The organism is Helicobacter pylori, assembly GCF_003637665.1.
Taxonomy (GTDB): Bacteria; Campylobacterota; Campylobacteria; order Campylobacterales; family Helicobacteraceae; genus Helicobacter; species Helicobacter pylori_CK.
On sequence record NZ_MVWR01000002.1, the window covers coordinates 130,748 to 142,589 of the forward strand.

Consider the following 11,842-nt stretch of genomic DNA (forward strand, 5'->3'; position numbering starts at 1 on the left):
TAGCTAAAGTTTCTTACAACTTAACTAAAAGTAAAAAGAGTTTTGTTATCATGGAGTAGTTTGTAATGCATTAGCGAGTAACGCCATTTAAAAAGGAGAAATTTAATGAAAGATTTTTTAGAAGATTACAAAAAAAGCGTTTTAGAAAGAGAAAGTGAGGGCATTCCGCCACTCCCTTTAAACGCTAAACAAGTGGAAGCGGTCGTTGAGATTTTGATGAAAGATCCCGCAAACGCCGCTTTTGCTAAAGAATTACTCATTCACAGAGTAAGCCCTGGGGTTGATGAGGGGGCGAAAGTCAAAGCGGAATTTTTAGCTAAATTGTCCCAAAAAAAACTAGAATGCGCACACATTAGCGCTTTAGAAGCGACCACTCTTTTAGGCACGATGCTTGGAGGCTATAATGTAGAGCCTTTGATTATGGGTTTAGAAAGCCAAGACAAAGAAATCGCTAAAGAGAGTGCGAAAGCTTTAAAAACCACTCTTTTAGTTTATGGATCGTTTGATAAAATCGCCGCAATGAGTAAAACTAACGCTTTAGCTAAAGAAGTGATAGAGTCATGGGCGAATGCAGAATGGTTTTTGAATAAAGAGCCTTTGAATGAATGCATTGAAGCGTGCGTGTTTAAGATTGATGGCGAAACCAATACCGATGATTTAAGCCCAGCGAGCGATGCTTTCACGCGAAGCGATATTCCTTTACATGCCAAAGCCATGTTAAAAAACCGGATTGAAAATTACGAACAACGCATAAAAGCCATTAAAGCTAAAGGCGTTCCTGTAGCGTATGTGGGCGATGTGGTAGGCACAGGAAGCTCTAGAAAAAGCGCGACAAACTCTATCATGTGGCATTTTGGTAAGGACATTCCTTTTGTGCCTAATAAAAGGAGTGGGGGCATTGTGATTGGGGGGGTGATCGCTCCGATTTTCTTTGCGACTTGTGAAGATAGCGGGGCGTTACCTATTGTGGCTGATGTTAAGGATCTAAAAGAGGGCGATTTGATTAAAATCTATCCTTATAAAGGCGAAATCACGCTGAACGATAAGGTGGTCAGCACTTTTAAATTAGAGCCTGAAACTTTGTTAGATGAAGTTAGGGCTTCTGGGCGTATCCCTTTAATCATTGGTAGGGGTTTGACGAATAAAGCGCGTAAATTCTTGGGGCTAGGCGAATCTGAAGCGTTTAAAAAACCATCCGCTCCTAAAAGCGACGCTAAAGGCTACACTTTGGCTCAAAAAATTGTAGGCCATGCTTGCGGGGTAAAAGGGATCTTACCTGGCGCTTATTGTGAGCCAAAGGTTACCACCGTGGGCAGTCAAGACACCACAGGGGCGATGACTAGAGATGAGGTTAAAGAATTGGCGAGTTTGAAATTTGATGCGCCTTTTGTGTTGCAGAGTTTTTGTCATACCGCCGCTTACCCAAAGCCTAGCGATGTGAGTTTGCATGCGACTTTGCCTAGCTTTATCACTCAAAGAGGCGGCGTGGCGTTGCATCCGGGCGATGGCGTGATCCATACATGGCTGAACCGCATGGGATTGCCTGACACTTTAGGCACAGGGGGGGATAGTCACACCCGTTTCCCTTTAGGCATTAGTTTCCCGGCAGGGAGCGGGTTAGTCGCTTTTGCAGCGGTTACAGGCACGATGCCATTAAACATGCCAGAATCCGTGTTGGTGCGTTTTAAAGGGGAAATGAATCCTGGGATCACCTTAAGGGATTTGGTGAATGCGATCCCTTATTATGCCATTAAAAAAGGGTTACTCACGGTGGAGAAAAAGGGTAAAATCAATGTCTTTAACGGGCGTATTTTAGAGATTGAAGGCTTGCCTGATATTAAAATGGAGCAGGCTTTTGAACTAAGCGATGCGAGCGCTGAAAGGAGCGCGGCGGCTTGCGTGGTGCGTTTGAATAAAGAGCCGATGATTGAATACTTGAAATCCAATATCAAGCTGATTGATGAGATGATTGCAAGCGGTTATGAAGATAAAGAAACTTTGAAAAAACGCAAAGATGCGATGCAAGCTTGGGTGGATAATCCGGTATTGTTAGAGCCAGATAGTAACGCTCAATACGCCGCTGTCATTGAAATTGATGCGGCAGAAATCACGGAGCCTATTTTGGCATGCCCTAATGACCCCGATGATGTCGCTACTTTGAGCGAAGTTTTAGCGGATACGACCGGCAAAAGACCCCACGCTATTGATGAAGTGTTTATTGGCTCTTGCATGACGAATATCGGGCATTTTAGAGCCTTTGGTGAAATCGTTAAAAACGCTCCTCCCAGTCAAGCACGCCTTTGGGTAGTGCCACCCAGTAAAATGGACGAACAAGAGCTGATTAATGAGGGCTATTATGCGATTTTTGGAGCTGCCGGGGCAAGGACTGAAGTCCCAGGCTGTAGCTTGTGCATGGGCAATCAAGCGAGGGTTAGGGATAATGCGGTTGTCTTTTCCACTTCCACGCGCAATTTTGATAATCGTATGGGTAGAGGGGCTAAAGTGTATTTAGGCAGCGCGGAGCTTGGGGCGGCGTGCGCTTTACTAGGGAGAATCCCCACTAAAGAAGAATACATGAATTTAGTGAGTGAAAAGCTAGAAAGCCAAAAAGACAAGATCTATCGCTACATGAACTTTAACTTAATGGAGAATTTCAGGCTCTAGTTTTATTTTCATTAAAAGGGAATGATCCCTTTTATTTGGCTATGACTGAGTGTTGAGAGAGGATAAAAAAGGAGAGCGGTGATGAAAAAAATCGTTGTGAGTTGGTGTGTAGCGTTGGCTTTTTTGAGTGCGGATTCAACGCAAGCCAATAAAGCGATCAGTAATGCGGATTTGATTAAAGAAATAAGGGATTTAAAAAAAGTCATCAGTGCACAAAACACTGAGATCAACAATTTAAGAAAAGTGCAAGAAGTGTTGTCTGGACAATTAGTGGACATGCGTAAGGATATATTAAGCACTAGAGATTATTGCATTAGCTTAAGGCCTTATATCTATAATTGGTGCTAGGGGATCATCAAAGCATGAGAGCATGCGGCCATTTAATCCTTTGATGCTCCTTTAATGGTTGAAAAATTAAAGTTGGTGGGGTTTGGTTCCCGCTCTATTTCCTTATAATGGGGATTTTATAGGGTTTGAGTGTCCAAGCGTATTAATCCCACACGCCTTGAAAAAAGCCCTCTTGTTGGATTGTAGGGGTAAAATCAGTCCCCTTGTTAGGGTTAATTATTCTATAATAATAAAATTTTAGGAAATTCAGTTTAAAGATATTAAAAAATGCCATACGCCTTAAGAAAAAGATTTTTCAAACGCCTTGCGCTGATTGTTTCCACTTTTTGCACGATAAGTTTGAGCGCTAAAAGCTATCTGTTTTCCCCCTTGCCCCCAGCACACCAGCAAATCATTAAGACAGAGCCTTGCTCTTTGGAATGCTTGAAAGACTTGATGTTGCAAAATCAAATCTTTTCTTTTGTTTCTCAATACGATGACAATAACCATGATGAGAGCCTTAAAACTTATTATCATGACATACTCAATAAACTCAACCCCGTATTCATCGCTTCTCAAACTCCAGCTAAAGACAGCTATGAGCCTAAGATTGAATTAGCGATTTTACTGCCTAAAAAGGTGGTGGGGCGTTATGCCATTTCGGTGATGAACACCCTTTTAGCGTATTTGAACACCAGAAACAACGATTTCAATATCCAAGTCTTTGACAGCGATGAAGAGAGTCCTGAAAAATTAGAGCAAACCTATAAAGAAATTGAAAAAGAAAAATTCCCTTTTGTGATAGCCTTATTGACTAAAGAGGGCGTGGAAAATTTGCTCCAAAACACCACCATCAGCACCCCTACTTATGTGCCTACGGTGAATAGAGCACAATTAGAAAATCAAACCGATCGTTCTTTAAGCGAGCGCTTGTATTTTGGGGGGATTGACTATAAAGAGCAATTAAGCATGCTAACTTCCTTTATTAGCCCTAATTCACCCGTGATTGAATACGATGATGATGGCTTAATAGGCGAACGCTTGAGACAAATCACGGAGTCTTTAAACATTGAAGTCAAACACCAAGAAAATGTTTCTTACAAGCAAGCCACCAGTTTTTCTAAAAATTTTAGAAAAAACGATGCGTTTTTTAAAAATTCTATTTTGATTTTAAACACCCCTACCACTAAAAGCGGCCTTATTCTTTCTCAAATAGGGCTTTTAGAATACAAGCCCTTTAAAATCCTTTCCACACAAATCAATTTCAACCCCTCTTTACTCTTACTCACCCAGCCTAAAGACAGAAAGGATTTATTCATTGTCAATGCCTTGCAAAACAGCGATGAAACGCTTATAGAATACGCCTCCTTATTGGAGAGCGATTTAAGGCATGATTGGGTGAATTATTCCAGCGCAATCGGGCTAGAGGTGTTTTTAAACACACTGGATCCGCATTTTAAAAAATCTTTTCAGGAAAGTTTAGAAGACAATCAAGTCCGTTACCACAATCAAATTTATCAGGCTTTGGGGTATTCTTTTGAGCCAATAAAAAATGAAAGCGCAACCAAAAAAGAATAATATTTAGATAATTATTTGAATACTTTTATTTTTAATGGATTTTTTAATAGAATTGGAATATGATACGAGCGAAAATTAAACAAAGGTTATTCTGTGTTAAAATTTCAAAAATCACCCTTATTGTTTGTTTCTATTCTTTACACTCAAAGCCCTTTGTTGGCTTTTGATTATAAGTTTAGTGGGGTAGCGGAATCTTTTTCTAAAGTGGGGTTTAACCATTCCAAACTCAATTCCAAAGAAGGGATTTTCCCTACAGCCACTTTTGTAACCGCTACGATCAAGCTTCAAGTGGATTCCAATCTGCTCCCTAAAAACATTGAAAAACACAGCTTAAAAATAGGCGTTGGCGGGATTTTAGGAGCGCTCGCTTATGATTCTACCAAAACGCTCATAGACCAAGCCACGCATCAAGTCTATGGCTCAGAACTTTTTTTCTTCATAGGGCGTTGGTGGGGGTATTTAGGCGACGCTCCTTGGAAAGACTCCCGCATAGAATCTGACGCTCACACCCGTAATTATGTGCTGTATAATTCCTATTTGTTTTATTCTTACGGCGATAAATTCCACCTAAAGCTAGGGCGTTACCTTTCTAAAATGGATTTTATGAGCGGTTATACGCAAGGCTTTGAACTGGATTATAAAATCAACTCTAAAATAGCGTTAAAATGGTTTAGCTCTTTTGGGAGGGCTTTAGCTGCGGGGCAATGGATACGAGATTGGTATGCCCCTATTGTAACTGAAGATGGCAGAAAAGACGTTGATTATGGCATCCATGCGGTGCAACTCTATTTTTCTAGCAAACATGTTAAAGCCACGCCCTTTTTTTATTTTTCACCTAAAACTTACGAAGCGCCCGGGATTAAAATCCATATTGATAGCAACCCGAAATTTATAGGTTTAGGGTTACGATCCCAAACCCTTATCAATGTGATTTTCCCTGTTTATGCTAAAGATTTATACGATGTGTATTGGCGTAACTCTAAGATTGGCGAGTGGGGTTCATCGCTTTTAATCCACCAACGCTTTGACTGCAACGAATTTAACTTTGGCTTTGGTTATTACCAAAATTTTGGCAACGCTAACGCAAGGATTGGCTGGTATGGCAACCCGATCCCTTTTGATATAAGAAGTAACAGCATTTATGGTTTGGTTTTTAGTAACGCTGTTACCGCAGACTCTGTTAGCGGATATGTTTTTGGTGGGGGCGTGTATAAAAGATTTTTATGGGGTATTTTAGGCCGATACACTTACGCCACTAGAGCGAGCGAAAGATCCATTAACTTGAACTTGGGCTATAAATGGGGTTCTTTTGCTAGCGTTGATGTGAATTTACAATACTATGCGGTGAGCATGCACAACGGCTATAAGGTTAATGATCTCACCAGCCCTTTTGATAAAGCCTTTAAAGCGAACACACAAGACAGGAGCAATCTCCTGGTGAGTTTGAAGTTCTTTTTTTAAACCCTATCAATTAGGCTTAGTGGAATTGAGCCATTGTTTTTGGAAATTAATGGCTTTTCTCAATTCGGCTTCTAGTTGGGCTAAAACATCTTTTAAGGGCTTAACATCAACCAAATTGTCTTGCTTGAAAGAATCCAGCTGTTTGTCAATTTGCAAAGCGGCGTCTAGCGCGTCTTGGGGGAATACCGGCTCGCCTAAAGCCTTCTTAACCGCTTCGCCGATTTCAATCGTTTCAGAGCCTTGATGATCTTTTAAGTTAGGATTATTTTCTTTGTCCTTAGGCTTAGGCTCTAAAATCAAGCGCAAATGTTTGATTTTTTCATGCAAATCGCTAAGATCTTTTAAGTGATCGGTATTGCGTCCCCTATCCACCGCTTTTTCTAAAAGCTTATCGCTCAGGCTCACTAACTGATCGCTTAATTTCACGCTGTTAGCTTGAGCTTCTGTTACTTCATCAATATCAATCGCTGCTAGAGCGCTCACAAAATAAAAGGGCAACGCCCACCTTCTAAAACGAGAGAAAAACTTCTGCATTTACCTTCCTTAAATACGCTATAAAAATGATACTTTTTTAATATGGTGGAGCTGTGGGGAATCGAACCCCAGTCCAAAAATCTTGTCCTAAACACAAACTTCTACAATGCTTAGAAAATTGGTTAGTTTTTAGCCTTAAAACTAGCTCTGGTCCAACTTTCTAAAACCTTGAGGTAGTTTCAAGAGTTCTTGTTTCTTAGTTTAAAAGGCGAACCACCTTTTAAAAGCGTCTAGCTTAAGGTTATGGAGTGATTAAAACGCTAGAAATTCTAATCAGTCCAGCTCCAAAAGGAGATTAACTCACGCGGCTTTAGCGTAAGCTGGAGCGTAATCTGCGTTGTTTACAGTTATTTTTGTTGCTGTTTTACAAGCAGCACTTGGCATGCTGTCTGTGCGACAAGAAATCTGTCGAAATCCAAGTCAGCCCCATGATTCTAAAAACTTGGTTATTGTAACTAACTTTTATTAATGAGCGGCTAAAAATCACTGGCGCACAATATCAATATTTTCATCTTTAGGCTTAAAAACAAAGATTTCATCAGCAATGGTGGGGTTAATTTCTGCTTGAGAAAAAGTGATCGTTACAAGATTATTCATTTCATCTTTAAATTCCAGCGAAAAAGGCTTGCCGTCTTTGAAAACCAAACGATAAATGGTTTTGTTGATAGTCGTTTGAAAAGAGCCGTCAGTTTGCTTTTTTAAGCGCTTGAGAATGGTGAAAAAATCCGTCTTGTCTTTTAAGGGCGTGATGGTCGCTTGAAACAAATTAGGCTCATAAATTACCACTTCTTTATCGTTCATGTAAATTTCTTTTTTTAAAGGCTTTTCATAAACCCATAAAGCCCAATTAGGGGCTTTAGCCTTTAAAACTCCGTAATAAACCAAAGGTTTTTCACTTTTTAAAACCTGCTTGAAATGCGCGCTAAAACTTTGCAAATGCTGCAAGATCTCTTCTTCTTTAGAAAGCGTTGGAGGATTTTTAGCATAAGCAACGCTCGTAAAAATCAAAACCATTACAATCTTTAAAAAAGCTTTCATTATTCAAACCTTAAAACAATCTCTCATCTTTAATAAAACCCTTCATTTTACAAGACTTTTATTTTATCCATGCTAAAATGGGATTAAAAACTGACGCTTTAATAAAATAAATGAGGTTAAAGCACTCTTAATAAGGTTATCACTACTATGATAAAAGCAATCATTGGAAAAATCATTGGCACCAGAAACGATCGCTGGATCAAACAATACAAAAAACAAGTCCTAACTATCAACGCCTTAGAGCCTGCTTATGAAAAAATGAGCGATGATGAGCTGCAAAACGCTTTTGAAGAATTAAAAAAACGAGTGCGATCCACAGAAAAAGATTTGCAAGAAAAAACCCTTTTAGAAGTCCTTCCTGAAAGTTTTGCTATCACTAGAGAAGCGAGTAAAAGGATCTTAAAGATGCGCCATTTTGACGTACAACTCATTGGGGGCATGGTTTTAAACGATGGCAAAATCGCTGAAATGAAAACCGGTGAGGGCAAGACTTTAGTCGCTACTTTAGCGGTGGCTTTGAACGCTTTAAAGGGCGAGAGCGTGTTCGTGGTAACCGTTAATGATTACCTAGCCCATAGGGATTCTAAAGAAATGGAGCCGTTGTATCAATTCTTAGGTTATAGCGTAGGCACGATCACTGCAAGCGTTCGAGATGATGATGAGCGTTTAGAAATTTATTCTAAAGACATTGTTTATGGCACTAATAATGAATTCGGCTTTGATTATCTAAGGGATAACATGAAATATTCTTTAGAGCATAAAGTGCAAAAATCCCATGCGTTCGCTATTGTTGATGAGGTGGATTCCATTTTAATTGATGAAGCGAGAACCCCTTTAATCATTTCAGGGCCTGTGGATAGGCGCATGGAAAATTACAACAAGGCTGATGAAGTCGCTAAAAGCATGCAAGCGGAAATAGATTTCACCATAGATGAAAAAAACCGCGCGATTTTAATCACTGAAGAGGGGATTAAAAAAGCCGAAAACCTCTTTGGCGTGGATAATTTATACAAGATTGAAAACGCCGCCCTATCGCACCATTTAGACCAGGCTTTGAAAGCGAATTATCTCTTTTTTATTGATAAAGATTATATTGTAGCCAATAATGAAGTGGTGATTGTAGATGAATTTACCGGCCGTTTGTCTGAGGGGAGGCGCTTTAGTGAGGGCTTGCACCAGGCTTTAGAGGCTAAAGAGGGCGTGAGCATTAAAGAAGAGAGCCAAACCTTAGCCGATATTACTTTCCAAAATTATTTCAGGATGTTTTCCAAACTCGCTGGCATGACCGGCACGGCTCAAACCGAAGCCACAGAATTTTTAGAAATTTATAATTTAGAAGTGGTGTCTATCCCCACTAATTTAGCGATCAAACGAAAAGATTTGAACGATCTCATCTATAAGAGTGAAAAAGAAAAATTTGACGCCGTGATCCTTAAAATTAAAGAATTACACGATAAGGGACAGCCGGTTTTAGTTGGCACGGCCAGCATTGAAAAGAGTGAAACCTTACACGCTTTACTCAAAAAAGAACGCATCCCTCACACCGTTTTAAACGCCAAGCAGCACACCAAAGAAGCTGAAATCATCAAAGACGCCGGGCTTAAAGGGGCGGTTACGATTGCGACTAACATGGCAGGGAGGGGCGTTGATATTAAACTCACTGATGAAATTAAAGAGCTTGGAGGGCTGTATATCATTGGCACTGAAAGGCATGAGAGCCGCAGGATTGACAACCAATTAAGGGGGCGAAGCGGGCGCCAAGGCGATCCGGGAACAAGCCAATTTTATTTGAGTTTAGAAGACAATCTGTTGCGCATTTTTGGGAGCGATAGGATTAAGGGGGTGATGGAAAAATTAGGGCTTAAAGACGGCGAACACATTGAATCAAAGCTTGTTACAAGAGCGGTGGAAAACGCGCAAAAAAAAGTGGAAAACTTGCATTTTGAAAGCCGTAAGCATTTGTTAGAATACGATGATGTGGCTAATGAACAACGAAAAAGCGTGTATAAATTTAGAGATGAATTGTTAGATGTTAATTACGATATTAGCGCTAAAATCGCTGAAAACAGAGAATACGCGCTCAATCAAATCTTTTCTAAACTCAAAGCCTTTGACCATCAAAACCTGTCTGAAGAGGAACTTTTAGAGCTTAAAAACATCTTAAAAGAAGATTTTAACGCTCATGTTGCATTAGAAGATTTAGAAAAAGCCTCCCCTATTGAAAAGTTTGTGGCTGAAAAATTAAAAAGCGATTATGAAAACAAAATGAAAGTTTTGGACAGCGAACAAAGAAGCCGGATTGAACGCATCGTGTATTTGCAGATTTTAGACAACGCATGGCGAGAGCACCTTTACACGATGGATAATCTCAAAACCGGTATCAATTTAAGAGGCTATAACCAAAAAGACCCTCTCGTAGAATACAAAAAAGAGAGTTACAACCTTTTCTTAGAACTCATTGAAGACATTAAAATGGAAGCGATCAAAACCTTTTCTAAGATCCAGTTTGAAAACGAGCAAGATTCTAACGATGCGGAGCGTTATTTGGATAACTTTAGCGAAGAAAGAGAGCATGAGAGCGTAACCTACCGCCATGAAGAAGCCTTAGATGAAGATTTGAATGTGGCCTTGAAAGCTTTCGCTAAAACCCCTAAAAGAAACGAGCCTTGCCCTTGTCAAAGCGGTAAAAAATACAAAGATTGTTGCGCTAAAAGCGGGCCTAAAAAGGGCTTATTTGCCAAATAGATCGTTGATTTTTTTCCTTATCAAGCGTTATTTGCGTTTTGATAAAAGCCAGCCATTTATTAGCATCACCGCTTTGTTGGCTTTTTTTGGCGTGGCGGTTGGCGTGATGGTTTTGATTGTGGCTATGGCGATCATGAACGGCATGAGTAAGGAATTTGAAAAAAAGCTTTTTGTGATGAACTACCCCTTAACGCTCTATACCACAAGCCCTTATGGGATCAGCGAAGAAGTGGTTCAAGCTTTAGAAAAAAAGTTCCCTAATTTGCTTTTTAGCCCCTATTTGCAAACCCAAAGCCTGATTAAAAGCGCGCATTCTATGAATGGCGGCGTGGTGTTTGGGGTTGATTTTTCTAAAGAAAGGCGCATCAATGAAGTTTTAAACGACGCTTTAAAAAACATTAATGAAAATGATCTTCTCAAAAACCCTTTCAATTTGATCGTGGGGAAAAGCTTGAGATACAGCTTGAATTTAGATCTCAACCAAAAAGCCGATTTGTTTTTCACCGAATTAGAGCCAACAGGCCTAACCCTCTCCCCTATCATGAAGCGTTTTACCATAAAAGGCGATTTTGATTCAGGGCTAAAATCTTATGACATGAGCTACATGTATGCGAACCTTCAAGCCATAAGCGCGATCAGGAGGTTGCCCTTAGGGCTTTATGATGGGGTGCATGTCTATTCTAAAACGCCCATGAAAGATATTGAAATTTTACGCAACGCTTTAAAAACGATCAACCACCATGGCATAGGCATTGAAGGGTGGTGGCAACAAAATGGGAATTTTTTCTCGGCGATGGAATTAGAAAAAAGAGCGTTATTCATTGTGCTCATGCTCATTATTTTAATGGCGTCTTTGAATATTATTAGTTCGCTTTTAATGGTGGTGATGAACAGGCGTAAAGAAATCGCCCTACTCTTTAGCATGGGGAGCAGCCAAAAAGAAATCCAAAAAACCTTTTTTTATTTGGGCAATATCATTGGTTTAGGCGGTGTGGCACTTGGGGTGGTTTTAGCGTTTTTAAGCATGTATCTTTTAAGCGTGTTCCCTATCATCTCGCTCCCAGCAGATGTCTATGGCATTAACACCTTGCCTTTGGATCTGTCTTTAATGGATTTTATGCTCACTCTAATAGGCTCTGTGATCATCGTAGGGCTTTCTTCTTATTACCCGTCTAAAAAAGCTTCTCGTATTGACGCTTTAAGCGTGTTAAGGAATGAATAAATTAAAAAATTAAATAAGATTAAATAAGGCTTTGAGTGTCTGTATTTGACTAACAAAGAAAAATTTTATTCTCAAAATTAAAAAAAACCATAATATTATGCTAGTATTAACGCACGACTTAGTTAAGAATTAACTTTGTAAGTCGGACTTCGTAGAAAAAAGGACGAAAGATGAACAGACTGATTAGACTCTCAAGATCTGTAAGAAAAAATTTTCTTTAAAATGGTGTTGGCCTACTCTATTTAGATTTTTTTGTTTATACTAAGGGTTAAA

The 11,842-nt window shown here is 39.7% G+C and carries 8 protein-coding genes, 1 other RNA gene and 1 pseudogene; 7 read left to right on the forward strand and 3 right to left on the reverse strand.

Annotated elements, in window-relative coordinates; genetic code table 11:
* Nucleotides 1-105 precede the first annotated feature (105 nt).
* The 5 genes and pseudogenes from acnB (at nucleotide 106) to hofE (ending at nucleotide 6,030) form a co-directional block, all read left to right on the forward strand.
* Nucleotides 106-2,664 (forward strand): bifunctional aconitate hydratase 2/2-methylisocitrate dehydratase, encoded by a 2,559-nt coding sequence (gene acnB, locus EAL49_RS02240; protein ID WP_120828628.1) that lies wholly within the window; start codon nucleotides 106-108, stop codon nucleotides 2,662-2,664.
* Nucleotides 2,665-2,745: 81 nt separating this feature from the next.
* Nucleotides 2,746-3,012 carry a hypothetical protein gene (locus EAL49_RS02245; RefSeq protein ID WP_120828630.1) on the forward strand — a complete coding sequence of 89 codons (267 nt, stop codon included), beginning with the start codon at nucleotides 2,746-2,748 and terminating at the stop codon, nucleotides 3,010-3,012.
* 54 nt (nucleotides 3,013-3,066) lie between these two features.
* Nucleotides 3,067-3,253 (forward strand): annotated as a pseudogene (locus EAL49_RS08580) (hypothetical protein).
* A gap of 26 nt (nucleotides 3,254-3,279) precedes the next feature.
* Nucleotides 3,280-4,569 carry an IS701 family transposase gene (locus tag EAL49_RS02250; RefSeq protein WP_120828632.1) on the forward strand — a complete coding sequence of 430 codons (1,290 nt, stop codon included), beginning with the start codon at nucleotides 3,280-3,282 and terminating at the stop codon, nucleotides 4,567-4,569.
* Between the two features lie 93 nt (nucleotides 4,570-4,662).
* Nucleotides 4,663-6,030, forward strand: a complete 1,368-nt coding sequence (hofE, locus tag EAL49_RS02255) for an outer membrane beta-barrel protein HofE (protein ID WP_120828634.1) — start codon at nucleotides 4,663-4,665, stop codon at nucleotides 6,028-6,030.
* Nucleotides 6,031-6,036: 6 nt separating this feature from the next.
* Here the strand turns inward: hofE and EAL49_RS02260 are convergent, their stop codons facing one another.
* The 3 genes from EAL49_RS02260 to lolA all read right to left on the reverse strand — a co-directional run bounded on the left by EAL49_RS02260 (nucleotide 6,037) and on the right by lolA (nucleotide 7,602).
* Complete coding sequence (locus tag EAL49_RS02260; protein WP_001168786.1) at nucleotides 6,037-6,564, reverse strand: hypothetical protein; 528 nt, start codon at nucleotides 6,562-6,564, stop codon at nucleotides 6,037-6,039.
* A gap of 43 nt (nucleotides 6,565-6,607) precedes the next feature.
* Nucleotides 6,608-6,992, reverse strand: a transfer-messenger RNA (tmRNA) gene (ssrA, locus tag EAL49_RS02265).
* Nucleotides 6,993-7,047: 55 nt separating this feature from the next.
* Complete coding sequence (lolA, locus tag EAL49_RS02270; protein ID WP_120828636.1) at nucleotides 7,048-7,602, reverse strand: LolA-like outer membrane lipoprotein chaperone; 555 nt, start codon at nucleotides 7,600-7,602, stop codon at nucleotides 7,048-7,050.
* Nucleotides 7,603-7,749: 147 nt separating this feature from the next.
* Here lolA and secA point away from each other — a divergent pair, with 147 nt between their 5' ends.
* Nucleotides 7,750-10,347 (forward strand): preprotein translocase subunit SecA, encoded by a 2,598-nt coding sequence (gene secA, locus EAL49_RS02275; protein WP_120828638.1) that lies wholly within the window; start codon nucleotides 7,750-7,752, stop codon nucleotides 10,345-10,347.
* Nucleotides 10,337-11,569 carry an ABC transporter permease gene (locus EAL49_RS02280; protein WP_120828640.1) on the forward strand — a complete coding sequence of 411 codons (1,233 nt, stop codon included), beginning with the start codon at nucleotides 10,337-10,339 and terminating at the stop codon, nucleotides 11,567-11,569. Before secA ends, EAL49_RS02280 begins: the two co-directional genes overlap by 11 nt.
* The last annotated feature ends 273 nt before the right edge of the window (nucleotides 11,570-11,842 follow it).

Coding starts and splice junctions, on each gene's coding strand:
- lolA (WP_120828636.1), bottom strand. CDS start 7,602: ATGAAAGCTTTTTTAAAGATTGTAATGGTTTTGATTTTTACGAGCGTT.
- EAL49_RS02260 (WP_001168786.1), bottom strand. CDS start 6,564: ATGCAGAAGTTTTTCTCTCGTTTTAGAAGGTGGGCGTTGCCCTTTTAT.
- EAL49_RS02250 (WP_120828632.1), top strand. CDS start 3,280: ATGCCATACGCCTTAAGAAAAAGATTTTTCAAACGCCTTGCGCTGATT.
- acnB (WP_120828628.1), top strand. CDS start 106: ATGAAAGATTTTTTAGAAGATTACAAAAAAAGCGTTTTAGAAAGAGAA.
- secA (WP_120828638.1), top strand. CDS start 7,750: ATGATAAAAGCAATCATTGGAAAAATCATTGGCACCAGAAACGATCGC.
- EAL49_RS02245 (WP_120828630.1), top strand. CDS start 2,746: ATGAAAAAAATCGTTGTGAGTTGGTGTGTAGCGTTGGCTTTTTTGAGT.